Annotated in this window: 21 protein-coding genes and 3 pseudogenes; 12 read left to right on the top strand and 12 right to left on the bottom strand. The window is 72.1% G+C overall.

Annotated elements, in window-relative coordinates; genetic code table 11:
• Positions 1-29 precede the first annotated feature (29 nt).
• The gene (locus tag AC5P1B_RS19040) at positions 30-569 is read right to left on the bottom strand and encodes an AAA family ATPase (RefSeq protein ID WP_493888488.1); all 540 of its coding nucleotides are present in this window, start codon (positions 567-569) and stop codon (positions 30-32) included.
• 184 nt (positions 570-753) lie between these two features.
• On the opposite strand from AC5P1B_RS19040, the gene AC5P1B_RS19035 reads away from it, so the two are divergent.
• The 6 genes from AC5P1B_RS19035 to AC5P1B_RS19010 all read left to right on the top strand — a co-directional run bounded on the left by AC5P1B_RS19035 (position 754) and on the right by AC5P1B_RS19010 (position 8,391).
• Positions 754-1,371 (top strand): sigma-70 family RNA polymerase sigma factor, encoded by a 618-nt coding sequence (locus AC5P1B_RS19035; RefSeq protein ID WP_493888487.1) that lies wholly within the window; start codon positions 754-756, stop codon positions 1,369-1,371.
• 508 nt (positions 1,372-1,879) lie between these two features.
• Positions 1,880-3,151: a S1 family peptidase gene (locus AC5P1B_RS19030; protein ID WP_493888486.1), complete on the top strand. Its 1,272-nt coding sequence runs from the start codon at positions 1,880-1,882 to the stop codon at positions 3,149-3,151.
• A gap of 107 nt (positions 3,152-3,258) precedes the next feature.
• Positions 3,259-4,119, top strand: a complete 861-nt coding sequence (locus tag AC5P1B_RS19025; RefSeq protein ID WP_493888485.1) for an RNA polymerase sigma factor SigF — start codon at positions 3,259-3,261, stop codon at positions 4,117-4,119.
• 385 nt (positions 4,120-4,504) lie between these two features.
• A complete protein-coding gene (locus AC5P1B_RS19020; protein WP_493888484.1) occupies positions 4,505-6,016 on the top strand; it encodes an MFS transporter in 1,512 nt (503 codons plus the stop codon).
• 195 nt (positions 6,017-6,211) lie between these two features.
• Positions 6,212-6,934, top strand: coding sequence for a response regulator transcription factor (locus AC5P1B_RS19015; protein WP_493888483.1), 723 nt, complete (start codon positions 6,212-6,214; stop codon positions 6,932-6,934).
• The gene (locus AC5P1B_RS19010; protein WP_493888482.1) at positions 6,931-8,391 is read left to right on the top strand and encodes a sensor histidine kinase; all 1,461 of its coding nucleotides are present in this window, start codon (positions 6,931-6,933) and stop codon (positions 8,389-8,391) included. The genes AC5P1B_RS19015 and AC5P1B_RS19010 overlap by 4 nt, the downstream gene beginning before the upstream one ends.
• A 9-nt stretch (positions 8,392-8,400) precedes the next feature.
• Here AC5P1B_RS19010 and AC5P1B_RS19005 read toward each other — a convergent pair whose 3' ends face one another.
• From AC5P1B_RS19005 to AC5P1B_RS18990, 4 genes are all read right to left on the bottom strand, one after another.
• On the bottom strand, positions 8,401-9,474 hold the full coding sequence (locus tag AC5P1B_RS19005; RefSeq protein ID WP_493888481.1) for a TAXI family TRAP transporter solute-binding subunit: 1,074 nt from the start codon (positions 9,472-9,474) through the stop codon (positions 8,401-8,403).
• A gap of 134 nt (positions 9,475-9,608) precedes the next feature.
• Complete coding sequence (locus AC5P1B_RS19000) at positions 9,609-10,037, bottom strand: hypothetical protein (RefSeq protein ID WP_493888480.1); 429 nt, start codon at positions 10,035-10,037, stop codon at positions 9,609-9,611.
• On the bottom strand, positions 10,037-10,672 hold the full coding sequence (locus AC5P1B_RS18995) for a hypothetical protein (RefSeq protein WP_493888479.1): 636 nt from the start codon (positions 10,670-10,672) through the stop codon (positions 10,037-10,039). Before AC5P1B_RS18995 ends, AC5P1B_RS19000 begins: the two co-directional genes overlap by 1 nt.
• A gap of 529 nt (positions 10,673-11,201) precedes the next feature.
• The gene (locus AC5P1B_RS18990; RefSeq protein ID WP_493888478.1) at positions 11,202-11,765 is read right to left on the bottom strand and encodes a dihydrofolate reductase family protein; all 564 of its coding nucleotides are present in this window, start codon (positions 11,763-11,765) and stop codon (positions 11,202-11,204) included.
• A 240-nt stretch (positions 11,766-12,005) separates the two neighbouring features.
• Here AC5P1B_RS18990 and AC5P1B_RS18985 point away from each other — a divergent pair.
• Positions 12,006-12,161 (top strand): annotated as a pseudogene (locus AC5P1B_RS18985) (helix-turn-helix domain-containing protein); the annotation flags it as partial.
• Positions 12,162-12,177: 16 nt separating this feature from the next.
• A pseudogene (locus AC5P1B_RS18980) lies at positions 12,178-12,417 on the top strand (radical SAM protein); the annotation flags it as partial.
• A gap of 80 nt (positions 12,418-12,497) precedes the next feature.
• Here AC5P1B_RS18980 and AC5P1B_RS18975 read toward each other — a convergent pair.
• A complete protein-coding gene (locus AC5P1B_RS18975; RefSeq protein WP_493888477.1) occupies positions 12,498-13,301 on the bottom strand; it encodes an alpha/beta fold hydrolase in 804 nt (267 codons plus the stop codon).
• Positions 13,302-13,594: 293 nt separating this feature from the next.
• Here AC5P1B_RS18975 and AC5P1B_RS18970 point away from each other — a divergent pair.
• Positions 13,595-14,314 (top strand): annotated as a pseudogene (locus AC5P1B_RS18970) (phosphatase PAP2 family protein); the annotation flags it as partial.
• Here the strand turns inward: AC5P1B_RS18970 and AC5P1B_RS18965 are convergent.
• From AC5P1B_RS18965 to AC5P1B_RS18955, 3 genes are all read right to left on the bottom strand, one after another.
• Complete coding sequence (locus tag AC5P1B_RS18965) at positions 14,294-14,944, bottom strand: response regulator (RefSeq protein ID WP_493888629.1); 651 nt, start codon at positions 14,942-14,944, stop codon at positions 14,294-14,296. The pseudogene AC5P1B_RS18970 and the gene AC5P1B_RS18965 overlap by 21 nt on opposite strands.
• 40 nt (positions 14,945-14,984) lie before the next feature.
• Positions 14,985-16,685 carry a sensor histidine kinase gene (locus AC5P1B_RS18960; protein WP_493888628.1) on the bottom strand — a complete coding sequence of 567 codons (1,701 nt, stop codon included), beginning with the start codon at positions 16,683-16,685 and terminating at the stop codon, positions 14,985-14,987.
• Positions 16,686-16,883: 198 nt separating this feature from the next.
• Positions 16,884-18,086 carry a DUF1266 domain-containing protein gene (locus tag AC5P1B_RS18955; protein ID WP_493888476.1) on the bottom strand — a complete coding sequence of 401 codons (1,203 nt, stop codon included), beginning with the start codon at positions 18,084-18,086 and terminating at the stop codon, positions 16,884-16,886.
• Between the two features lie 248 nt (positions 18,087-18,334).
• Between AC5P1B_RS18955 and AC5P1B_RS18950 the strand changes: the two genes are divergently transcribed.
• Positions 18,335-18,841, top strand: a complete 507-nt coding sequence (locus AC5P1B_RS18950; protein ID WP_493888475.1) for a hypothetical protein — start codon at positions 18,335-18,337, stop codon at positions 18,839-18,841.
• A gap of 252 nt (positions 18,842-19,093) precedes the next feature.
• On the opposite strand, the gene AC5P1B_RS18945 is transcribed toward AC5P1B_RS18950, so the two are convergent.
• Positions 19,094-19,354: a hypothetical protein gene (locus tag AC5P1B_RS18945; protein WP_493888474.1), complete on the bottom strand. Its 261-nt coding sequence runs from the start codon at positions 19,352-19,354 to the stop codon at positions 19,094-19,096.
• 318 nt (positions 19,355-19,672) lie between these two features.
• Here AC5P1B_RS18945 and AC5P1B_RS18940 point away from each other — a divergent pair, with 318 nt between their 5' ends.
• Both AC5P1B_RS18940 and AC5P1B_RS18935 read left to right on the top strand, forming a co-directional pair.
• Positions 19,673-20,944 carry a sensor histidine kinase gene (locus AC5P1B_RS18940; RefSeq protein ID WP_493888473.1) on the top strand — a complete coding sequence of 424 codons (1,272 nt, stop codon included), beginning with the start codon at positions 19,673-19,675 and terminating at the stop codon, positions 20,942-20,944.
• Between the two features lie 56 nt (positions 20,945-21,000).
• Positions 21,001-21,705, top strand: coding sequence for a response regulator (locus AC5P1B_RS18935; protein WP_493888472.1), 705 nt, complete (start codon positions 21,001-21,003; stop codon positions 21,703-21,705).
• Between the two features lie 171 nt (positions 21,706-21,876).
• On the opposite strand, the gene AC5P1B_RS18930 is transcribed toward AC5P1B_RS18935, so the two are convergent.
• Both AC5P1B_RS18930 and AC5P1B_RS18925 read right to left on the bottom strand, forming a co-directional pair.
• Positions 21,877-22,137, bottom strand: coding sequence for a DUF5988 family protein (locus AC5P1B_RS18930; protein ID WP_493888471.1), 261 nt, complete (start codon positions 22,135-22,137; stop codon positions 21,877-21,879).
• A 219-nt stretch (positions 22,138-22,356) separates the two neighbouring features.
• On the bottom strand, positions 22,357-24,060 hold the full coding sequence (locus tag AC5P1B_RS18925; protein ID WP_493888470.1) for an ABC transporter ATP-binding protein: 1,704 nt from the start codon (positions 24,058-24,060) through the stop codon (positions 22,357-22,359).
• Between the last annotated feature and the right edge of the window lie 23 nt (positions 24,061-24,083).

Raw genomic sequence — 24,083 nt, 5'->3', positions numbered from 1 at the left:
ACCGGGGCCGGGGCCGCACTCGCCGATCGTCAGCGGTCGGCGCCGACCAGGGTCAGCACCTCGTCGGCCAGCTCGTGCGCGGGCCGTTCGCCGTCCAGGAGAACGGTGTCGGCGGGCAAGGTGTCGACGGCGGCCGCGCACCGCGCGATCTGCGCCTTCCCCCACTGACGCGCCGCCTCATCGCGCTCCGGGTCCCCCGGCGCGACCACGCGCGCGTCGATCCGTGCGGCAAGCACCTCCGGCGGGACCTTGAGGAAGAAGTGGTGCAGAGCCACTCCCGCCTCCCGGAACGCGCCGAAGATCTCGTCCATGTACCCCGGGTCGACCAGCGTCATGGGGGCGAGGACCGGCCGCTCGTACTCCTCGACCAGTCCGAGGGCGACGGACGCCACCTGCCGCCGCCACAGCCTGAGATCCTGGAAGTCACCGGTCGGCACGTCCACGATCTCCCGCAGCAGATAACCGACGTGCTCGGGGTCGTACACCAACGGCGCGGGCCAGCGCCGGTGCAATTCGCCGACCAGGGTGGTCTTCCCGCTGCCGAAAGCCCCGTTCACCCAGACGATCACGCATGTCTCCCCTCCGCCGCCGCTGTCAGCAGGCACGCTAACCCGCGACATCCCGGCTGCCCACGCTGGGCCGGTGGTGCGGGGGCGCAGCCCATGGCCAGGCAGTTGGCAAGGCGAATGGGCAATCCCGACAAGGATTGGTCAGCGAGGCGGAGGCCGGGGCGGCGGCTGGCACCATGCCGACGTGGACACCGCAGACGTACCGCGACCCGTGCGGCGCCTCCGGGAGCGGGGCGCTGGGGAGAGCGACGAGCAGGTGACCCGCTGGGCGCTGGAGGCGCGCGGCGGTGACGCGGAGGCGGCGGAACGGTTCGTACGCGCCACTCATCGCGACACCTGGCGGTTCGTCGCCTGGCTGAGCGGCGACGTCCCGGGCGCTGACGACCTCACCCAGGAGACGTACCTACGGGCTCTGAGCAGTCTTCCCGGGTTCGCCGGGCGCTCAAGTGCCCGCACCTGGCTGCGGGTCATCGCCCGCCGGGTGCTCGTCGACCGCTACCGCTCCGCCTCCGTACGGCCCTCGGTCGCCGACACCGCCGACTGGGTGCCGGTCGCCGAGCACGCCCAGCCGACTGGACTGCCGGGGTTCGAGGAGGGCGTGGCGCTGCTCGACCTCCTGGACACCCTGGACGCCTCCCGGCGGGAGGCGTTCATCCTCACGCAGCTGCTGGGGCTGCCCTACGGGCGGGTGGCGGCGGCGGTCGGCTGCCCGATAGGCACCGTACGGTCCCGGGTGGCCCGCGCCCGCGCGGAGCTCGCCCGCCTGATCCGCTCGGCCGAGGCCGGGGCGCTGCCCGCGTAGGCCGTGTCCGGCGGATCGTGCTGGGGGCGCCGGGGGGCTCCTGTCGGTGTGTCGTGCGGGTGCGGGTGCGGGTTGCGTTGTGGTTGGTCGCGCGGTTCCCCGCGCCCCTGGTGGGGCGCATCCCTGTGCTGGGCTGGGCCCCTTCGGCGGAGTGTGCTGGGGGAGACCCTGTCCGTGCGTTGTGGTGTGCCGGTGCGTTGTGGATGGTCGCGCGGTTCCTCGCGCCCCTGACGGGGCACATCTCTGTGCTGGGCCTGGGGCCCCAGCCTCGCCTGGCCGCTGTCGCGGCGCGTGTTCGTATCAGCGGGCCTACGCGGGGTGCGTCGCCCATGGGCCGGGGAATCCTACGTGCCCCGCGCGGCGCTCAGGGGAATTTCATCGCACCTTGAGTAGCCACGAAACGAGGACCCGCGTGCTCCGTACCGTCTGGCGAGCAGCGCATCTGGTCGCTGCGGACGCGGCACACGTTCCCGTATGTGCCGTACGTACTCCCGACAGGAGGCCGGAGTTGAGTCACCGACATGTGAACAAGCGAAGCGGAGCCATAGCCGGGACGGCGGCTGGCGCGCTCGTGGCAGCGGTTGTCCTGCTTCCGCGCGCCGACGCCACCCCGGACCAGGCGGCCCCCACGCCCAGGACGCTGACCTATCCGTCCGCTGTGCGGCTCGCGTCAGGGCTCGCCTCGGACATGGGGAAGGAAGTGGCGGGTTGGTACTACGACGTCAGCACGCGCCGGGTGGTCGTCAACGTGCTCGACGAGGACGCCGCCCGCCAAGTGCGCGCCAAGGGCGGGGTGCCGAAGACCGTGGAGCACAGCATGGGCACACTGCGGTCGGCCACGCGGACCCTGCGCCACTCGGCCGCCATGCCGGGCACGGCCTGGTCGATCGACCCGAAGGCGAACAAGGTCGTGGTCACAGCCGACAGAACAGTGGACTCCGCCGAGCTGTCGACACTGATCAGGACAACGGAACGCATGGGCTCAGCGGTGACGGTCAAGCGGTCGGCGGGGGAGTTCAAACAGTTCGACGACGGTCACGGGGCCACGAGCGGCACGAGCGGCCCGCGCGGTGGCGCCGGGTCAGGCGCGGGGACGGACGCCGGGCAGGACGCCGGGCAGGACGCCGGGCGGGACACCGGGGGCGAGGAGGCGGGCAGCGGCACCGCTGCGGCCGGGGGCGATGCCATCTTCGGGGGCGGCGCTCGCTGCTCCCTCGGTTTCAACGTCACACTGGACGGAGCGCCGGCCTTCCTCACCGCGGGCCACTGCGGCAACGCCTCGCCGACCTGGTCATCCGACCAGGCGGGGAACGAGCAGCTGGGCACGGTGGTGGAATCGCAGTTCCCCGGCAACGACTTCGCCGTGGTGGCCTACGACGACCCGGCCACCGAGGCGCCGAGCACGGTCAGCCTTGAGGACGGCACCTCGCAGGAGATCACCGGTGTCGTCGAGGCAAGTGTGGGCCTGGTCGTACAGCGAGCGGGCAGCACGACAGGGCTCAGGGACGGCACGGTCACCGGCCTGGACGCCACGGTCAACTACGGCAACGGTGACATCGTCAACGGCCTCATCCAGACCGATGTGTGCGCGGAGCCCGGTGACAGCGGCGGCTCCCTGTTCTCCGGGGAGTCGGCGGTCGGACTCACGTCCGGCGGCAGCGGCGACTGCACACAGGGTGGCGAGACCTTCTTCCAGCCGGTGTCCACGGTCCTCCAAGCCACCGGCGCCGTGCTCGGTGACGACGGCGCGGGCAGCGGTGACGCCTCGGCACCGGAGTAGGCCACCCGCACGGGGACATCGCACGGGGACATGAATCCGGTGACGCGGGGTATGCGGCGGTCGTCCATGAAGGGTGTCGGTCGACGCCACGATTCCCGGGAGGTCTCATGACGACGCCGGTGAGGTCCGCAGCGGCGGCTGGTACGACGGTGGCCAGGGACGGGTGCCTGCCGGAGGTGGCGGAGCCGCACAAGCTCGCGCCGAAGGACGCCCGTTCGATCTCCAAGCTCTTCTTCGAGCGGCTGGCCGTGCTGGAAGAGGGCACACAGGCATACCAGGACGCGCGCAACACCCTCATCGAGATGAACATGTCGCTGGTGCGCTACGCCGCCGGGCGGTTCCGCGGCCGGGCCGATGAGAGGGAGGACATCGTCCAGGTCGGAATGATCGGCCTCATCAAGGCCATCGACCGGTTCGAGCTGTCCCGTGAGGTGGAGTTCCCCACCTTCGCCGTGCCGTACATCGTCGGCGAGATCAAGCGGTTCTTCCGCGACACGAGCTGGGCCGTGCACGTCCCCCGCCGGCTCCAGGAGGCCCGCGTCGAACTGGCCAAGGCCACCGACGAGCTGAGCACCCGGCTGGGGCGCTCGCCCACCGTCGGCGAGCTGGCGGCGCTGACGGACCTCACCGAGGAAGAGATCATCGAGGCCCGGCTGGCGTCCAACGGCTACAACTCCTCGTCGCTGGACGCGGCCGTCAGTGGTGAGGGCCCGGACAGCGCCACGTCCCTGGCGGACTTCCTCGGTGCCGAGGACCCGGCCCTGGAACTGGTCGAGGACCTCCACTCGCTCGCCCCGCTGCTCGCCGGGCTCGACGAGCGGGAACGCGGCATCCTGCGTCTGCGGTACGTCGAAGAGCTGACCCAGACCCAGATCGGCAAGGAGCTCGGCATCTCGCAGATGCACGTCTCCCGGCTGCTCTCCCGCGTCCTCGCCCGCCTGCACCACGGCCTTCTCACCTCCAGGTGAGCCAGCCGCCCGCACGAGCCGGGCGGCTGTACGGCCGGCCCGGGTAACCGCGCCGGCCGTACGTGGTGCCGCCCGCTGCAATTGACCGGCACCGCGCCGCGCCGATCCCGGACGACACCGCGCAGCGCGGCAGACATGGCAGTCCCGCATGTCAGTCCTGGGTACAGCGTGCGGCACCACTCGGTGCCTGCGGCACGGGCGGCACGTGGGGTGGCACGCCACCAGCGGTGCCGGTCCTGTGGGCCTTTCCGCACCGGGTCCCGATACCGGGTCCCATTCTTAGCGGGAGGTTAGATCTTCTTCTTGAGCCTTGTTCGCCCATGGCGGCCGAACGCAAGCTCTGGACACTTCGCACCGCACCCACCAGGACCTTTCTGGAGCCGCCATGCCATCGCCCGCCGTGCCGACCCCGCCTCCGGAAGACGTCCGGCTGTCCGCCGAAGACGCCCGGCCGTCCGCCGAAGACGTCCGTAAGAAGCGCCGTCTCGCCCTGATCGGCGGGTCACTGGGCAACCTTGTCGAGTGGTACGACTGGTTCATCTACGCCAGCTTCGCGATCTACTTCGCCGATTCCTTCTTCCCTGGCGACAACCCGACCACGAAGCTGATGAACACGGCGGGCATCTTCGCGGTGGGCTTCCTGATGCGTCCCGTCGGCGGCTGGGTGCTCGGCCGGGCGGCGGACCGGCACGGACGCAAGAGCGCGCTCACGCTCACCGTCACCATGATGTCGGTGGCCGCCCTGCTGATCGCGATCGCGCCCACGTACGACCAGTCCGGTTACTTCGGCGCGCTCGTGCTGCTGCTCGCCCGGCTGCTCCAGGGCATGAGCATCGGCGGCGAGTACGCGGCGAGCGCCACCTATCTGACCGAGGTGTCGGCGCGGAATCACCGCGGTCTGGGGTCGTCGTTCCAGTACGTCTCCATGACCTGCGGCCAGCTGCTCGGCCTCTGCATGCTGATCATCATGCAGCACACCCTCACCACGTCCCAACTGGAGAGCTGGGGCTGGCGGGTGCCGTTCCTGCTGGGCGCTGTCTTCGCGCTGGTGGTGTTCTGGCTGCGGCGGCGCCTGGCGGAGACCGACGCGTTCAAGGAGAAGTCGGACGACGGCCCCGACGACGGGGCGGGCACGCTCAAGATCCTGTGGCAGCACCGTCGACAGGCCGGGCTGGTCATGGCGCTGACCCTTGGCGGGACGGTGTCCTACTACACGTACACGACGTATCTGACCAAGTACCTGATCGGCAGCGCCGGCATGGAGAAGTCCACCGCCTCGCTGGTGAGTTTCACCGCGCTGGCCGTCTTCGCCGTGCTGCAGCCCTTCGCCGGGGCGCTGTCCGACCGGATCGGCCGCCGCCCGCTGCTGATCACCTTCGCGGTCGGCTGTACCTTCGGCACCTATCCGATCATGACCGCCCTCGGGTCGGTGTCGTCGTACTGGTCCGCGCTCGCGCTGTCACTGCTGGCCCTGGTCATCGTCACCGGGTACACCTCGATCAACGCCGCCGTGAAGGCGGAACTGTTCCCCACCCGCGTGCGCGCCCTCGGCGTGGCCTTGCCGTACGCGATCGCCAACGCGCTCTTCGGCGGGACGGCCGAATATGTGGCGCTGTGGTTCAAGAAGAGCGGCCACGAGAATCTGTTCTTCTGGTACGTGTCCGCCTGCGCGCTCGTTTCTCTGGTCACCTACGTCCTGATGCCGGACACCAGGAACGCCGCGATGAGCCGCGCCGAAGAGGAAGCCGACGAGCAGAGCGGGCAGGACTGCCAGCACGGGCAGGACGGCGAGGAGGGAAAGAACGGAAAGGCGGGGTGCGACGGGAACATTGCGCCTGGTCGTGATGATGGGACCGCCGCGTCGCCGACGCCCGTCTCCGCGGGCGCCGACCGCTGAGCTTCAGCGGAATGCGGGGAATACGGGGCATGACGGGAATGCGGGAGGGCTGGGAAGCGGGAGCGCACGAGCACGCGGGAACGCACAGGCACAGGACCAGGCCCCGTCCAGGCGCGCGCACGGGCCGGGTTCTGTGCCCGTGCGGGACACGTGATATCCCGGTAGCCGCTGCCGCAGGTCACCAGGAGAGTTCCCATGCACACGCTTCTCGTCGAAGACGACGACCGCATGGCGCACGCCCTCGGTACAGCCCTCGCCCTGCGGGGGCACACCGTACGCCGGGTCGGCCGTGCCCTCGACGCGCTACGGGTCGCACGGGAGGCCGAGTTCGTCCTGCTCGACCTTGGCCTTCCCGACCTGGACGGGCTTGAGCTGCTGCGGCGACTGCGGACCGTCCGCGCCGCGCCGCTCATCGTGGTCACCGCCCGCTGCGAGGAACGCGACATCGTGCAGGGACTGCGGGCGGGCGCCGACGACTATGTGGTCAAGCCCTTCCGGATGGCCGAGCTGATGGCCCGTATCGACTCCGTACGCCGCCGCACCGCCCTGCCGACGAGCGCGGCGGCAGCGGCTTACGACGGTACGGGCCCGGGCGCACCGGCTCCGGGGCCGGTGCGTACCGGAGACGTCGCCATCGACCTGGCGGGCCGTACCGTCACCGTGGCCGGAGCGGAGGTGCGGCTGACCCGGCGCGAGTTCGATGTGCTCGCCTTCCTCGCCGCCCGCCCGCGTGAGGCGCACTCCCGGGAGGAGATCCTCGACCGCGTCTGGGGCGACGCCTTCCTCGCCGCCTCCCGCTCGCTCGATGTGCACGTGGCGGGCATCCGCTCCAAGACCGGCAGGCCCGAGCTGGTCCGCACCGTCCGGAAGTTCGGGTACCAGCTCGGTGCCTGGCTCGCGGAACCGGGCGTGCGGTGAGGCGCAGACTGCTGGCCGTTCTGATGGCGCTCATCGGGGCGGCGACCCTGCTGCTCTCCGTCCCGCTGGCCGACGCCTACGCGCGCGGGCGCACGGAGCACCTGCTGCTGCAACGGCGGGCCGACGCCGCGCGGTTCGCCGATCTCGCCGACCGGGCCCTGACCGCAGCCGACCGGGCCGAGCTGTCCTCGGAGATCCACCGGTACGCGCAGTTGTACGGGGCCGGAGTGCTCATCACCGACACCACTGGGCACACCGTTGTGCGGGCCGGGCCGAGTGCGTCATGGCGGAGCGAGACGGACGCCAGGAACCAGGCGCTGGCCGGACGTTCCTCGGACTGGTTGCCGACCATCAGGCCGTGGGGCCCGGACACCGTGGTCCTGGCCGAGCCGGTCGGAAGGGACGAGCGCGTCAGCGGAGCGGCCTTGCTGACCGTCCCCACCGATGCCGCCCGCCGGGATGTGGCGGTGCGCTGGTCGCTCATCGCGGCAGGCGCGGTCGTCGCCTTCGCCGCCGCGGCCCTGGCGGCGGCCGTGATCACCCGCTGGCTGATGCGCCCCGTCCGGGACCTCGACCAGGCCGTCGGGGGCCTGACCGCCGGGAGTCTCCAGACGCGCGTGGTCTCCGCCTCGGGGCCGCCGGAGCTGCGCCGTCTCCGGCGGCATTTCAACACGATGGCGGAGGGCATGGCCGACTCCATCCGCCGCCAACGCGACTTCGTCGCCGACGCCTCCCATCAGCTGCGGAACCCGCTGGCCACTCTGGTCCTGCAACTGGAGAACGTCGAGCCCTACTTGGCCGAAGCGGGCCGGGCCGAACACACTCGCGCGATGGACGAGGCGGAACGCCTCGAAGACCTGCTGGACGGTCTCCTCGCACTGGCCCGGGTGGAGTCGGCCACGGTGGAACCGGCCGACCAGGACGCGTCGTCGGCCGTACGGGAGCGGACCGTGGCCTGGGAGCCCGTCTTCCGTGACGCCGGGCTTCAGCTCGCCACCGAGGTCCCGGACGGGCTGCGGGTGCGGGCGCTGCCCGACGCGGTGGGCCGGATTCTTGACGCACTGCTCGACAACGCGACCAAGTTCGTACCGCCTGGCGGCCGGGTGGAGGTCCGCGCCGCCCCGCACGACGGGGAGGTTCTGGTACGTGTCGCGGACGACGGGCCCGGCATGGCGGAGGCGGAACTGCCCACGCTGCTCCGGCGCTTCACGCGCGGCCTTGAGCACCAGAACGTGCCCGGCAGCGGCCTCGGCCTCGCGATCGCCGACGACATCGCACGGGCCAGCGGCGGCCGGCTGACACCGCTGGCGGGCACCCCGCACGGGCTGGTCGTGGAGCTCCTGCTGCCGGCAGCGGAGGGCCCGGGCGCGACCACCGACGGGACCAGCGGCATGACCACCGACGCGACCATCGGCATGACCGCTGAAGCGACCGCTGAAGCGACCACCGGCCGGTAGCCCTTCTTCTCAGTCGTACACCGACCGGTAGTACGCCGTCGCGCCCGGGTGGAGGGGGACGCCGCCGGTGGAGATGGCGAACCGGGGCTCAAGCCGGGCCCCCGCCGTCACCTCCCGCAGCAGGTCCCGCCACCGGCCGAACACCACCTGGAGCAGTTCGCGCGTGGCGCGCTCGGGGACGTCGGCGCGCGCTGTCAGATAGTTGCTCACGCCGAGGGTGCGGACCGGCTCGCGGAGCCCGTACACCCCGGACGGCAGTGTCACCGCCGTGTAGACGGGGCCGTAGGTGCCGCGCAGCGCTCGTACGTGACCGTCCAGGGCGATCAGGCGCAGCGGCATCTTCCGGGCGAGGGCCGAAAGGGTCGGCGTGGGCACGCCTCCGGACCAGATCAAGGCGTCGACCGTCCCGTCGCGCAGGGCGTGCGCGGATTCCGTCAGGCCGAGGGGGGATTCCCGTACCGCTCGGTCCCCGGTCAGGCCCGCAGTACGCAGCAACCGGCGGGCCACGCCCTGCACCCCGGACCCGGCCGCGCCGACGGCCACCGGCCGTCCCGCGAGATCGCGGACCGACAGGACCGGCCCGTTGGCCGGGACCACCAGGTGGGTGTAGTTGACGTAGACGCGGGCCAAGGCCGTCACCGGTACCGGCGTGGCGAACACCGCCCGCCCGCGCACCGCGTCCTCAGCGGTGTCCGCCATGGCCAGGGCCAGCTGTACGTCGCCATCGGCCAGCCGCCGCAGGTTGTCCACACTCGCCGAGGTGGCCACCGGCACCACCTCAAGGCGGCGGCCGCTGCCGGTGACCGCCTGTGCCAGCGCCCTGCCGAAGGCGTTGTACGGGCCGCCTTCGGGACCGGTGGCCAGGCGGAGCCGGTGCACGGGGCCGGAGTCGGAGGAGCAGGCCGCCGCTGTGGCGGCGGCCCCGGCCACAGCGGCTCGCAGCAGCCACCGGCGGCTCGCGAGGTCCCGGGGGCTTGTGGCCGGCCGGCTCGGCGGCGCCGCCGGACAGCGCTCCGTGCGGCGGGGCGGCCACGACCGCCCCGCCGCACGGTTGTCTGGGGCGGGCACCTCCGCACTGGTCACCACGGAAGGCTAAACGAACGCGCACGGGAGCCGCCGTGCCCCTCCTCGGCCGGTGGACCGGGGCTGTCGGCCACGGCCAAGTGCCCTGGTCGGTCAACCGCCAGTCCACTGCCGCTCTGCTCCGCCCCGTGCGCCTACAGGCGCAGGAGGTGTTCGGTGACCTCTCGGTACCGCTGGAGCGCGAGGCGCAGTTCCTCCGTCTCAGCGGCGGTGTCCTGGCCCTGCCAGCTCGCCCGGAGGGTGTGCTGCCGCTTCGCCAGGGCCTCCGAGATATGGGCGGTGGCCTCGTCGAAGGCGGTGTCGGCTTCCTCCACCGCACGGCGCGGGCTGTCCACGAAGCGCTTGACCGCTTGCTGGAGACGCAGGGTCAGCCTCTCCCGTTCACTTGCCGGGAGCAGTCGTTCCGACCCTGCGGCGTTGTCCTGGCCGTGCGCGCCGACGCCCGGCTGTTCTTGTTTCCGGGCTGGCCCCGGGTGGGCGGTCGCGGTCGGCGGGACGATCGGTTCGGCGGGCGCCGACGGCTGCGCGGCGGGCCGCTGTGCGGGCTCGGGGCCGTACGTCATCACATGCCACTTCCCTTCGCGTGATGCCGGTGCGGAGCCCATGGCGCGCGCTGCCGGCCACCTGGGGACGCCGAGGACGCGTGGCGCCGGTCCGGTCCGGTCGCTCGCTCCGTGACCAGCGCGTCGAAGAGGCCGCGCGCGTTGATCATGGCTTCGCGCATCTCTTCCGTACCGCTCAGGCCGCGCGCCGCCGTGTGGACCCTGCGGTAACCGTGGACCTGCCCGGGGTGGTGCACCGAGAGTGCGGCGATCTGCTCCTCGAACCGCGTTCCGGTGGGGAAGCCGCGCTCCTCAGCGAGCCGCGCCAGCAACGCGTCGGCCTCGATGACGGCCTGCTCGGGTGACTCGACGAACCGCTCCTGGACATTGGCCCACTGGGCCGTGTACTGCTCGCGGGCCCCGGGCGGCAGCGGCCGCTCGGTGAAGGACCCGTACCGCTTCACGCGCTCGCCGAGCTCCCGCTCGGCTGCCTTGGTGTCTCCCTCGTGGCGGGCGACGGCACGGTCGTACTCAGGGCCGAAGCGCCGCTTCAGTCCGCGTCCGCGTTCGGGCCCGCTGCCGGTCCTGCCGACCGCGAGGAAGACGATGGCGGCCACAGCGACGACGGCCACGGCGATGATCACGATGGTGAGCATGGCTACCTCCGCTGGCGTTGGGTTCGTAGGTCGGTCTGCTTCATTTCCGTCAACCCCTGTGGTTTGCGCCTCCCGGGTGCCTGCCGGGTGATGCCCATGCGACATGGGCACGACCCAGGGTGTGCCTGGTCGGCGCTTGAGGCGTTCTTGTCTTCTTCGCCGGTCTTGTCGCCTGGCGGCGACGTCCGATGACGTCGGGGCCACCGGGAGCCACCAGCGAGCGCGCCCTCAACTCCGCGGTGTCCTCGTCCTTTTCGGCTTGCCGGGCGCTGGTACCGAGTAGCCCCCGCCGCCGATGTCAAACGCTGGCCCGGTGCTTCGCCTGTCATGCCCCCGCCGCCGCACCCCCGCCACCCCGCGCTGCCCGGCGGGCGGCGGCTCTGATCCGCTGGGTGGTGGCGGTTACATCTTGACCACTGGGCAGGGTCCGGTAGTGGTGGATGTGAAGCCGCACTGCCGGCTGTCCACCCCAGTGGTGGCGTTCACGTTCGCGTGGACCCGGCAGGCGGTCGAGTCGCGTGACGGGCGCTCAGCGCCTCGTCTCGTACCTGGTCAGGATCACGCCGCAGGGAAGCGTCCGCGTCTCCACCAGGTTCAGGTTCACCCAGCTGTCCAGCGCGGTGAAGAACGGCGTGCCGCCGCCCACCAGGACCGGCGCGGTGGCCAGCACGTACTCGTCAATCAGCCCGGCCCGCATGGCCGCCCCGGCGAGCGTCGCGCCGCCGATGTCCATCGGGCCGCCGTCCTCGGCCTTGAGCCGGGTGATCTCGGCGACCGCGTCGCCGGTGACCAGGCGGGTGTTCCAGTCGACCTTGTCGATCGTCGAGGAGAACACCACCTTCGACATGTCCCGCCAGCGGCGCGCGAACTCGATCTCCGCCGGGGTGGCGTTGGGCTGCTGGTCGCCGGTCGGCCAGTAGGAGCTCATCGTCTGCCACAGCTTGCGCCCGTACAGTGACAGGTCGGTCGCCTGCAACTGGTCGGACCAAAACTGGAACAGCTCGTCGCTCGGCACGCTCCAGCCGATGTCGTCGCCGGGCGCGGCGATGTAGCCGTCCAGGGTCAGGTTCATGCCGTAGCTCAGTTTCCGCATGGCGCCAGCCTTCCATGAGTCGGTCTCACGCTACAGACCGGCGCGGCGCGGGAAACTCATCGGTGCGCGATCTGAGCTCGCATGTAGTCCTCGTGCTCGGTGGCTCAGCCGCAGACTCATCGTTCCGCCGAGGAAATGGCATCGATCTGAGACTGATCTTGGGTGACATCGCGGTGAGACAACAGAGAACCAGCAGGTCACAGAAGGTCGACATGTCATCGGCGGCGAGACCCTACATCAGTGGCGCGTACTACGTTGATCACATCAGCCGAAGGGGGGTTCACGCAGCTCAGGTATGCGTTCCGGCTCTCTCCGAACAATGCTCAGCGCCCGGCGCTGGCCTGGTCGTTCGGGTGCGCACGTGTCGTGTTCAACGACGCTTCGCGTACGCGTGAGGCTGCCCGAGCTGCCGCCCGGCGAGGAGCGCTACGTGGGCAGGGACGAGTGGCACCGCCGCATCCTGGACTCCACCGAGGTGTTCGGCCCCCGCGACGTCATCCCCACCTTCGTCGCGGGCGTGGAGATGGCCGAGCCCTTCGGGTTCACGACGGTGAACGAGGCGATCGACTCGACCACCGAGGGCCCGCGGTTGTTCATGTCGCGCGGCGTCGTGCCCCGCCACCGTGGGGGGGCAGGCGGGCTGACCACACCGGGGCCGGTCGCGGGACGGGCCATGAGGTCACGGCCCGGCTCGCGACCGGCCCCGCCGCTGATGTCCGTGCTGCCGGTCGGTCAACCCGTGGCCCGCCGCTGGTCCGTGAGGAAATCCAGGACGAGAGGGCTCGCGAGGTCGCGGAACTCCTCGAAATAGGCGTGCCGCGCCCCGGGGATCAACCGGAGCCGGGCGCCGGGAACGCGGCCGGCGAGCAGCGCCGCGTTCGCCGTGGGGTTGAGCAGGTCGTCCGTGCCGTGCACCACCAGCGTGGGCGCCTGGATGCCGGGCAGCGCCTCCCACGCGTCGTGCCCGCGGCTGGCGGCCAGGTGCCCGCGGCGGGCGTGGGCGGGCATGGTGGGGTCGCCGAGCGTGTGGTGCTCCGTGGCGTCGTCACCGCTGTGGGCCGCCAGCCAGGCAGGGGTGTACATCAGCTCAAGCAGGGCCTGCCTGGCCGCCGGTCCGGTCCCGGCCAGCGCCGCGCGTACGTCATGGCCGCGTTCGACGCCGTGCCGCCCGCCGGGTGACGTGCAGCCGAGCACCAGGGCGCGGACCCGGTCCGGGTACCGGGCGGCGACCCACTGGGCGACGCGTCCGCCCATGGAGGTGCCGTAGACGTGGGCCTGGTCGACGCCGAGGTCGTCGAGCACCGCGATGACGTCCCGCGCGAACCCCTCGGTGCTGTATGGCCTGTCGGGTTTGTCGCTCTGCCCTGTGCCCCGGTAGTCGAGCGTGATCGTGCGGTGGGCGGCGTCGAAGTCCTCGCGTACGCGATCCCACCAGCGGTGCGTGTTCGCCTGTCCGGCCAGCAGGACGAGCGGGACACCGTCACCCGTGGACTGGTAGGCGATGCGGACCCCGTCCGCGCTCTTGGCGTGCGGCACGGTGTGTCTCCTTTCGGGTGGAACACGGCACCTGGCCGCACGATCGGTCGTTTGCCCCTCCGCAGCGCCCACCGCTGTCGCTCTGTTCCCTGCGGGCGGCCACCACCACGCGGTGTGACGCCGGTAGGGCGCAGGCGAGTTCCTGTGCGTACGCCGACGCCCGCCGCATGATCCGGGACCCGGCCACCGGCCTGACCGCACAGCGGCCGGGCGTCAACCCCGACGTTCGTCCAGGGACGGGCCCGCCGTTCGGCTCGGGTTCTTCGTGACCGCCGCTTCTACGTTCGGTGACCATGGAAAGGAACTCTCAAGAAGTCTTTCGCGTCGGCCCACCACTGTTCGCGCTCGGGTTGCTGGGCGTGGCCGGTGGGGTGGTCGGCTGGCTCTCGCCAGGCGGCCTGGGGGAGGCCGATGCCGTCGAGGTGACGGATGGCGCCTCGGCCTCCGCGTACCGCCGGGTGACCGAGACGATGGCGGACGTCCCGTCGTGGCTGGCCTCGCTCCTTGAACTGGCCAGTGACGGCACGCTGGTGGTCCTCGGCGCGCTGCTCGTGTGGATGTGGTGGACGGGTGTCCGCCGTGCGGAGCCGCGCAGGGCGGCTGGGGCCGTGCTGACCGGCGTCGGCACCGCCGCTGCCTACGCGGTCAGCGAGGCGGTGAAGCTGGCGGTGGACCAGGAGCGGCCGTGCCGCGCGCTGCGCGGCGCCGAGGCGCTGGCGGAGTGCCCGGCGGCGGGGGACTGGTCGTTCCCGAGCAACCACGCCACGCTGGCCGCCGGGCTCGCGGTGGGACTGGCCATCCTGTGGCCGCGCCTGGCCGCCGTGACGCTGCCGCTGGCCGGGGCCGCCGCGCTGCTGCGCCTGCTGGTCGGCGTGCACTATCCGCATGACGTGCTCGCCGGTGCGGTGCTCGGCGGCGCGAGCGTCGCGGCCCTGCTGATCGCCTTCATGCCGCTCGCGCTCCGCGTGACGCTGTCGCTGGGCAAGCGGCGGTCACGGCTGCGGGGGCCCGGCGGCGGGGACGATCCCGGCCTCGTGGGCGACCACAGCGGCGGCGGCCCGGTTGTCGACACCCAAACCCGCGAGGATGGCGCTGACATGGGCCTTGACCGTGCCCTCCACCACATGGAGCCGGCGGGCGATCTGGCCGTTGGACAGCCCGCCGCCGAGGAAGGACAGGACCTCGCGTTCTCGGGCGGTGAGCGCGTGGACACGGGCCTCGGCGGAGGTACGCCGACCGGCCGCGGCGCCCGCACCGCTCGCCGCGAGATGGGCGACCACCCTGGCAGCGACCTTCGGTGACAGACAGGCGGCGCCGTCGGCCACCGCGCGTACCCCGGCGATCAGTTCCTCGGGCTCGCCGGACTTGATCAGGAAGCCGACGGCGCCGCCGCTCAGCGCCCGCAGGATGTAGTCGTCCTCGCCGAACGTCGTCAGCATGATGACGCGCGTCGCCGGTGCCGTCCTGCGGATCTCCGCCGCCGCCTCGATGCCGCCCGCACCCGGCATCCGGATGTCGAGCACGGCCACCTCGGGCCGGTGACGCAGCACCAGGTCGACCGCCTCGCGCCCGTCACCGGCCTCGGCGACGACCTCGATGCCCGGATCGGTGGACAGCACGGCCCGTACGCCCGCGCGGATCATCGCCTCGTCGTCGGCGATCAGCACCCGGATCACCGGACGCTCACGGCCTCAGGGCGGCCAGCGAGACCAGGGTGTCCCGCTGGAAGCACAGCCGGTACGCGTCGCCGGACCGGTCGTCGAACGGGTTGGCCGTCATCGCGTAGTACTCGCACGTAATGCCGTGTCCCTTCGGTTCCGGAGCGGGTGGCCTCTTGGTCGTCTGGTGGCCGGGCAGGAGCCGCTCCACCTCGGAACGATGTTGCCCCACCCGAAGTCCCGCGTAGTCACCCGGGTCCAGGACCGCCCGCGACGCCATCAGCGCACTCCACCCCATCAGTACGGCGCTCAGCACCGCACCCGTCACCAGCGGCAGCATGACCGCGGCCACCAGCGTGCGCGCCAGGCGGCGGCGGCCACGCCGGTGCTCCTGCGGCAGCCCGCCACCGGACAGGCCCGGCGGCGGAGCGGCGGCGGGCGGCGGCTGCGCCGGGGGCGTGTGCGGCATCCGGGCGACGACCGCGAACCCGTCCTGGCGCGCCCCGTAGGTGAACGAGCCGCCCGCCAGCCGTACGCGCTCATCGAGACCGATCAGGCCACGCCCGCCTCCCTTGCCGCGCGCGGCACCGGCCGCGGGACGGGTGATGCCTGCCCTCTCCGCTCCGCGTTCCCCGGTCAGGGTGCGGAGGCGGATACCGGCGAACCCGCGCCGGGACTCCGGGCGGTGGGCCGGCGACCGTGGGTCCGGATCAGCCCGGGCCCAGACACCGGCCTCCTTACTGTCGCGCTTGTCGCGGCTGTCGCGGGTCCGGGTGCCGACGGGACCGTCATGGGCCCCGGTGGCGGGCCGTGGTGGGCCGTTTTCCACCACCACCTCCGTCGCCGTGGCCGCATGCGCCACCCGGACGGCCACCGGCGCACCGGGGGCGTGCTTGGCGGCATTGGTCAGCGCCTCCTGTACGACGCGGTACGCGGCCCTCTCCACCACCGGCGGCACCTTCCCGGTCGCGTCCTCGACCTGCGCGTCGATCACGAGACCGGCCGCCGACGCCGCACCGATCAGGTGCGCGACGCTGGCGTCGGCGGGCCGGGCCGCCGCCTCGTCCGTCTCCTCGCGCAGCACGCCGATCACCTGCCCCAGGCGCTCCACCGCGCCCGCCGCCCTGGCCCTGATGTCACGGGCGGCCTCCCGGTGCTGCCCTTCGAGCCCCGGCGCGAGTTGCAGCGCGCCCGCCGACAGCGCGATCAGGCTGAGGTCATGGCCGATGACGTCGTGCATGTCCTGGGCGATACGGGCCCGTTCCCGCGACCGGGCCTGGTCCGCGATCAGCCGCTGCTCCCGTTCAAGCTGCTCGGCCCGCTCCCAGCCGGCCCGGACGAGGTCCTGGTACTGCCGCAGGAACCGACCCGCGAACCAGGGCGGCATCACCGCCACGACCACGACCGCCACGAACCGCTCTGCCAGCACGAGCCAGCCCGGAACCACGGTCACCGCCACCACACCGGCCGCGGTCACCGCCACCAGCGCGAGCGCTGTCGGCCGCGTGGGTCCGGGCCGCCGCCCGGCGAGAAAGGCGCAGGCCGCGGTCGGCAGGGCCCACCACACACTGGTCACGCTGAGGCCGAGCGCGGCCGCGGCGGCGGCCGTCGGCAGACTCCCCGCATGAGCGGCGACGAACTGGCGGACACGGCTATGCCCGGCCGCGGAACGGGGCGGAGCACCGATGCCGGTATGAGGCGCCGCCTCGCCGCCCGTACGGGGCATCGTTCCCGTACCCGCTCCGGGCTCCGTCGCTGTCCCCGAGTCCGCCCCGATCGCGCCACCGGTCGTTGTCTCGTTCACGTGCGCGACAGTACGGAACCGGCTGACCGTACGGCACTGCCGAAAGTCACGTTTCCCGAGCGCCGCCGAGGAGCACGACGGCGCGCACGCGCGGCCGCACCGCCTGTGGCCGCGCCGTGGTCAGCCGGGCGGGAGCTGGAAGGGCAGAGTCCGCCACGGGCTGGCGGCATGCTCGACGAGCACGCGGTGCGGGGCCAGTGCCGAGGCGTACATCGGGCCGAACGCCTCCTCGTCGAAGCGCAGCACCCGTCCCAGGATGTAACCGGCGGAGAACTCCTCCCACGAGTCATAACGCTCCCGGCACAGCTCCCCGGCGCGGATCACCGCCTGCTCGGCCTCCGGCCGCGTCGCGTAGCGGGCGCCCAGGCCCCAGCGGGCGACGCTCACCGCCCGCCCGTAGTCGTATCCGGCGGCTGACCGCACATAGCCGTCGGGTGGCAGCAGGCCGTCAGCCCGGAACCGCGCCTCGTAGCGGACGATGCGCCGTATCAGGGCGCACACCTCGGCCACCTCGTCCTCGCTGGTCCCGCGCTCCGTCAGGGTCCTGGCCGCCAGCCGCTGCCAGAGCTGCGCGTCGGTGTGCGCACCCGGGTCGCGGCGCGCGATCAGACCGCGCAGCCGCAGCACGAACTCCGGCTGCGGCGGGCTGTTCATGGCCTGGAGGAGCAGGTCCAACTGGCGCTTCCAGTGCGTACGGTGCGTGACGCCCCAGGCGCTGCGCAGGATGTCGGCGTCGCCTCGGTAGTCCGCGTAGACGTCGGTGAGGTCGTTCCACAGCGCGCGGCGGTGCACCGACAGGTGGGCGCCGCAGGCGAGCCCGGTCGCCAGCGGACCGCGCAGCGGACCGGTGTACTTGGTGAGCAACGTGGCGCCGCTCGTATCGCTGTCCTCCGCGAGCGGTGTCTCCTCCTTGAGGGCCAGCCAGCGGCGGCGCTTGCGCCTGGCATCCGGGAAGTACGCCTCGGTGGGCGTCCCCGGGTTGACCACGAGCCCCCGCAGCTTCCCGCCCCACCAGACGTAGGGCGCCATCGGCAGTGAGACGTCGCAGGCGACGACGTCGTCGCGGGGCGCCGTCAGTTCGCCGCGGGTGTAGACCGCGAGGTATCTGGGGCCGCGCGGGGCGCCGTAGGGGAGCCACGAGATGAGCTTGTCGTCGTCAACCATGTCCCTGGGCGCGTACGCGAACGTGGCGACGCCGAACAGGACACGTAGATAACCGTCCCAGTCCTCCCGTGACTTGGCCTCGAACAGCGCCTTTTCCACCTCGGTCGGCGGCACCCACGCGGGCATCCGCGCCGCCGCCCCCACGAACGAAGTCCCCATGGGCACCAGTATTCCCTCGTCGCCGCCCGGCGTGTGGCCGGACCGGCCCACATCGCGGCCCAGTCGGCACACGCAGCCGAATTCGAGCCAATCCGGTCAGCCCCTCGGCGGAGGCTGGAAGCGACCGATGCAACGGCTGGATATCGATTCTGTCCCTGTGTTTCGACGAACCCGCCCAGGGCCCGGACGGGCAGTTCTGACCTGCTAGGTTGCGCTGGCAATTGAACTGGTCATGACGGGGGATTCTCGTGCGGAACAAGACATGGATGGTCGCCGCCACCGCGGTGCTGGCGCTGACGCTGACCGGCTGCGGCGATGACGGCGACGACGAGGGCGGGAGCCCGTTCGGCAAGCCGCCGGGCAAGGGCGGCAGCCAGGCGATCGGCGGCGCGGACTCCGGTGGCGCGGGCGACATCAAGGTCCCCACGCCCAGTGGCATCAGCGGCGGGACGTCGGGCGGTTCGACCACCGGAGGCGGCACGGGCGGCGACAGCGCGCAGGGCGTCTGGTACCACGAGGACAAGGGCCCCAACGGTGAGGTCGGCATCCTGACCGTCACAGGAACCACGTTCTTCATGTCGCTCGGCAGCGTCGCCTGTAGCGGTACCGCCAACGAGAGCATGGACGTCACCGCGACCTGCGCGGGCGACACCATGACCGGCAAGGCCGCGATCAGTGAAGGCGGCCAGAAGATGGTCATCACCTGGAACGACGGCACCGACGACACGTTCACGCGCACCAGGCCGACGGGATGACGGCGTAGCCGGACCCTCGCCAGGGGCGCACGGGCCGGGCCGACGCGGGTGGCGACCCGGCGTGCGAGGAGCGCCCCGGCGACACCGCCCATGCTGGTCACCGCGATGAGACCGCCCACCACGCCGGGTGCCGGACCCGCCTCCCGGGTCAGAAAAACGACCTGAAGCGACTGGTAGCCCCATCAGGGCCCCCGCATCACAGCGGCCGGACATCGCGGTGCCGACGCACGAGGCAGCCGCTGGCGGCCATGGTCACCTGCCGCTCCGGTCCGTGCGGCCCAGGTCGGCGCCGCACGGGTCGGCGTGCTCCCGGTGCGCGGGCGCCCGGGCCGTGCGCTCCTCGCCCGCGCGACCGTCGTCATCGCTGGGGCCCTGAACGCCACGGTTCTGGACGCTGGGGCCCTGAACGTCGCGGTCCTGGCGGGGGAAGGACCGGAGCTGGACGATCACGGGCCGCGCGTCGGCGTCGGAGGCGGCGTCATCGGCGGGCGTGTGGCGGTCGATGACGGCCACCAGGTCGGCGCTGAGAGCGGCGAGTCGGCCGGCCGTGAGCCGCAGGTGGTGCCAGCCCGGACACGGTCGGGCGTGGTGCGCCGCGCGCCGCCCTCAGCGGCGGCCTCAGCAGTGGCCGCGCTGCCGGGATCGGCGCCGGGAGCCCTGTCGGTCATGCGGGCATCGTGCATCGGGCATCGCGGAGACTCCTCTGCACAGAGTTCTCTGTACGTCGCCCGTCTCCCTCATATGGCTGTCCCGGTGTACAACCAGCGACTTATTCCGGGTGTCCACCGCTGAGTTGATGACGAACGGCGGAACCGGGCCTACGCTGCGGTGATGTCCATCAGGCGAGCGCTGTCGGGACGTCCCCGAAGGGTGCGACCATGGGTCGTGGACGCGCTGCTCGCGCTGTCATTCACCGTCGTCAGTCTGCTGCTCGGCCATGAAGACCCGCCCGGCGCGCAGTGGGAACGCCTGGACGCGTCCGGCTCGCTGCTGACCTGTGTCGTCAACCTGCCGCTCGTGGCGCGGCGCCGGGCGCCCGTCCTGGTCTGTCTCGGCGTCTGCGCCGCGTGGGCCGTGTACGTCGGGTTCGGCTACTGGCCCGTGGTGAACTCCCTCGGGCCGCTCCTCGCCCTCTACACGGTCGCCGCCGCTCGTCGGCCCGCCGTCGCCCTCGGCTGCTCCGCCGCGCTGGCCGCCGTATGGAACTTCGCGGGCTTCATGGCCGAGGAGAGTTCCTGGGCGACGATCCTCGGCCAGAGCGTCGTCTACCCCATCGTGCTGTGCTGGTTCGGGCATATCGCCCGTACCTCGGTGCGGCGCAATGTGGAACTCGCGCGTCTCACGGCCGAGCTGGAGCTGGCCCAGGAGGAACGCGAGCGCCGCGCGGTGACGGACGAACGGGTGCGTATCGCCCGTGAACTGCACGATGTGGTCGCACACCACATCACGGTCATCTCCGTCCAGGCCGGTCTCGCCGAGTACGTCTTCTCCTCCGACCCCGACACCTCACGCGCCGCGCTGGCGACCGTCTCCCACACCAGCGGCGAGGCGCTGGAGGAGCTGCGGCGGCTGCTGGCCGTGCTCCGGGTGGAATGGGAGGAGAGCGACGCCGATGCCGAACGCGCCGCGGGGGACGGAGCGGACACGGACCCGCGGTGGCAAGGGGAGCGAGGAGGGGAACTGGCGCCGGCTCCCGGCATCGACCAGCTGCCCGCGCTCGTGGAGCGGATCAGAGGCGCCGGCGTACCGGTCGAACTGAAGGTCAGCGGCAAGCGGCCGTCGCTGGCTCCCGGCGCCGAGCTGTGTGTCTACCGCATCGTTCAGGAGGCCCTGACCAACGTCCTGAAGCACGCCGGTTCGGCCCGGACCACGGTGCGCGTGGAGTACAGCGCGCAGCGGGCGACGGTCATCGTGTCCGACGACGGGCAGCAGAGGGTTTCGGCCATACCCCGCTCAGGCTCCGGACACGGCTTGATTGGCATGCGTGAGCGGGCCAAGCTCTACGGCGGCACACTGACGGCCGGTGCGCAGCCGACGGGAGGCTTCCAGGTCCGGCTGGTGCTTCCGGCCACACTCGCCCCTCCGGTCGTGGAACGTCCTTGACCGTCGCTGGCGTCTACCGGTTCGGCAGCGTCATGAGGGCGGGGGAGCGGGGGCACATGACCAGCGTTCTAGTTGTGGACGATCAGGAACTGATCCGGGCGGGGGTCGCGGCACTGCTGCGCGCCGCCCCGGATATCGACCAGGTCGCGGAGGCCGCTGACGGTGAGGAGGCCATCGCCATGGCGGCGGCCACCCGCCCGGACGTCATCCTCATGGATATCCGGATGCCCGGCATCGACGGCATCACCGCCTCGGAACGCATTCTGGCGGCGGCGGGTGAACCGCCGCCCCGCATCCTGGTGCTGACCACCTTCGACCTCGATGAGTACGTGTACGCCGCGCTCCGGGTCGGCACCTGCGGCTTCCTGCTCAAGGACGCGGGCACGGCCCGCCTCCTGGCCGCCGTCAACTCGGTCGCCGCCGGGGACATGCTCTTCGCGCCGAGCGTCACCCGGCGGCTCATCGAGGCGTACGTGCCGTGGCGGGAGAGCTCTTCGGGGTGCCCGTCGGCGGAACTCGACCCGCTCACGGCCCGCGAGGTGGAGGTGCTGCGGCTGGTCGCGCGCGGCATGAGCAACGCGGAGATCGCGGACCAGCTCGTCGTCAGTGAGGCCACCGTCAAGACCCATCTGAACCGCGTGATGACCAAGCTCAACCTGCACAGCAGAGCGCAGGCCGTGGTCGTCGCCTACGAGACGGGGCTGGTCACCCCGCGGCCGCGGGGTGACCAGCCCGCTCCGGGGAAGCAGCGCGACGGCTGACCGCGCGGGCAGGGCCGGATGGTGTCCGCACGTCCGCACGTTCGTGCCCCATGCCCACCAGCGCCGATTCCCCGGTGCCGGGACACCAGGATTCTCCGGGCCCGGACACCAAACCGTGGGCCGCGGAACGTACTCCGCGGCCCACGGCCATGGCTGGGTGGGGGCCGGCCATTATTCGGCGACGTATGTGCAGCCCGTCCATCGGAATACCTGGAGATCGCGTTCGTCGTGGGTAACGCTCTCGGTGGTCGGGGCGAAATGCTCGTAATGATCGCCGCGGGGGATTTTGAGCGTCGTCTCCCTGTCCGGCACGTATCGAATTCGCTCGTGTTCGGGGAAGTCCGCCGCGGGACCACCACGAAGAATCACGTTCGCTTCTTCGGCAACGACTTCATCTGTCAGAACGTCTTGAGCCACGGCTTTCTCGGGCACGATGAGAAGCTCCTCTCGTGATGGAGCGAGACGGAGATGATGAATCTCGGCCAGTGATCCGGCGGGTGTTCTTGTCCACCATTAGTTCACCAGCAGCCACTCGTCCCGAGTAACCCCTAATCTCCCCCTCAAGGGGGTTCCCATACTGGGGGCGTTAGGGGCTTGGCAGGCCGCTGCGCTACGGGACAGGTGGGCACGGCGACCGGCGCGCGCACCGGGCTATGCCACGGACACCGTGCCCGTGGCCGGGAGATGACCGGCGAGCAGGGCCTCGGTCACCGGGTGCGCCGGTGCCTCGAAGACGCGGGCGGTCGGGCCGGACTCGACGATGCGCCCCGCGTCGAGGACCAGCACGGTGTCGGTACGGTCAGCGATCAGCCGTAGGTCATGGCTGATCAGCACCAGCGCGAGCCGGTGCTCGTCCCGCAGGCCCACCAGCAGACGCATGAGGGAGTCGGCGGTCTCCTCATCGAGCGCCGAGGTCACCTCGTCGCATACCAGCACCTCAGGACCGGCCGCCAGCGCGCGGGCGATCGAGACGCGTTGCCGCTGCCCGCCGGAGAGCTCGTGCGGGTACCGTCCGGCGAAGTCGGCGGGCAGCGCCACCTGTTCGAGGAGTTCGGCGACCCGCTCGCGCGCCACCGCGCCGCTCGCCCCGTGGTGGAGCCGCAGCGGACGGCCGATGGCCGCGCCGGCCGTGATGCTCGGGTTGAGCGCGCCCAGCGGGTCCTGCGGCACGAGTTGCAGCCTGCGGCGCTGATCGCGGGAGCGGCCGTGGACGGAGGCGGCGAGCGTGGCGCCACTGAGGGTGACCGTCCCCGTGGACGGCTTGTGCAGCCCCACCAGCGCCCGGGCCAGGGTGGTCTTGCCGGAGCCCGAAGCGCCGACGACGCCGATGGAGCCGCCGGGTGGCAGTCCGAGGCGTACGTCGTGCAGCACCGCCCGCCGGGAGCGCCTGGCGCCGGAGCCGACCGTGGCCGAAAGGTCCTGGACCGCGAGTACTTCGGCACAGGGTCCGACGGCGGCGGAGGCGTCGGTGCCTGTGCCAGTACCTGTGCCAGTGCTGGTGTCAATGCCGGTGCTGGGGTCCGCAGCGGTGTCAGCGCTCCTGTCCGGACTCGGCAGCGCCTTCGGGGCGGAGGCGGCCTTCCGTAGCGCGGTGGCGGCGGTGGGGCGGTGGACCGCGGTCGCTGACGCCTGGCCGGTACGGCCCGCCGGGCGCAGCTCGACGACCTCGTCGGCGAGCCGTGCCACCAGGTTGGCGTCGTGGCAGGAGAGCGCGATGGCGAGCTGGTGCTCGGCCGCCAGGTGCCGCAGCAGATCGGCGACCTCGTCGCGCAGAGCGGGGTGCAGCCCGGCCGTCGGCTCGTCGAGCAGCAGGACGGCGGGCCGCCGGGCCAGCGCCCTGGCCAGCGCGACGCGGCGCTGCTGGCCGCCGGAGAGGGCGCCGGGGCGGCGGTCGGCCAGCCCCTCGTCCACCGGCAGCCGCACCTCGGTCAGGAGCTGGCGAACGGCTTCCGGGCCACGTTCCACGGCCGTCTCCAGCAGCAACGACCGCACCCGCATCCGGGGGTTGAGGCCGGAGCCGGGGTCCTGGCCCACATACGCGAGCCGGTGCCGCCGCAGGGCGCGCAGCTCCCGGTCGGTGAGCCGCAGCACTTCCGTGCCCAGCACCTCGACCGTGCCGCCGTCGCGCCGTGTGCCGGGCGGCAGGATGCCGGTGACGGCCCGTAGCAGCGTGGTCTTGCCGGAGCCGGAGGGGCCGGTCAATGCGACGACCTGGCCGGGGCACACGGTCATCGAACCGCCGTCGAGCAGCGGGCGGCCGTCGGCCGCGCTGACGACCGACAGGTCGCTGACCCGCACGGCCGGGACACCGGCCTCGTCCGTGGCCGCCAGGCGGGCCGCTGACGCCGCGTGCACGAGGGACTCCGGAGACGCCGCAG

The organism is Streptomyces sp. A01, from assembly GCF_059026195.1.
Note: the sequence above shows the minus strand (reverse complement) of the source record. Positions and strands in the feature narration are given on the sequence as shown.

Coding starts and splice junctions, on each gene's coding strand:
- AC5P1B_RS18995 (WP_493888479.1), bottom strand. CDS start 10,672: ATGCTCACCATCGTGATCATCGCCGTGGCCGTCGTCGCTGTGGCCGCC.
- AC5P1B_RS19020 (WP_493888484.1), top strand. CDS start 4,505: ATGCCATCGCCCGCCGTGCCGACCCCGCCTCCGGAAGACGTCCGGCTG.
- AC5P1B_RS18955 (WP_493888476.1), bottom strand. CDS start 18,086: ATGGGGACTTCGTTCGTGGGGGCGGCGGCGCGGATGCCCGCGTGGGTG.
- AC5P1B_RS18960 (WP_493888628.1), bottom strand. CDS start 16,685: ATGCCCCGTACGGGCGGCGAGGCGGCGCCTCATACCGGCATCGGTGCT.
- AC5P1B_RS19025 (WP_493888485.1), top strand. CDS start 3,259: ATGACGACGCCGGTGAGGTCCGCAGCGGCGGCTGGTACGACGGTGGCC.
- AC5P1B_RS18965 (WP_493888629.1), bottom strand. CDS start 14,944: ATGATCCGCGCGGGCGTACGGGCCGTGCTGTCCACCGATCCGGGCATC.
- AC5P1B_RS19015 (WP_493888483.1), top strand. CDS start 6,212: ATGCACACGCTTCTCGTCGAAGACGACGACCGCATGGCGCACGCCCTC.
- AC5P1B_RS18990 (WP_493888478.1), bottom strand. CDS start 11,765: ATGCGGAAACTGAGCTACGGCATGAACCTGACCCTGGACGGCTACATC.
- AC5P1B_RS19000 (WP_493888480.1), bottom strand. CDS start 10,037: ATGACGTACGGCCCCGAGCCCGCACAGCGGCCCGCCGCGCAGCCGTCG.
- AC5P1B_RS18935 (WP_493888472.1), top strand. CDS start 21,001: ATGACCAGCGTTCTAGTTGTGGACGATCAGGAACTGATCCGGGCGGGG.
- AC5P1B_RS18940 (WP_493888473.1), top strand. CDS start 19,673: ATGTCCATCAGGCGAGCGCTGTCGGGACGTCCCCGAAGGGTGCGACCA.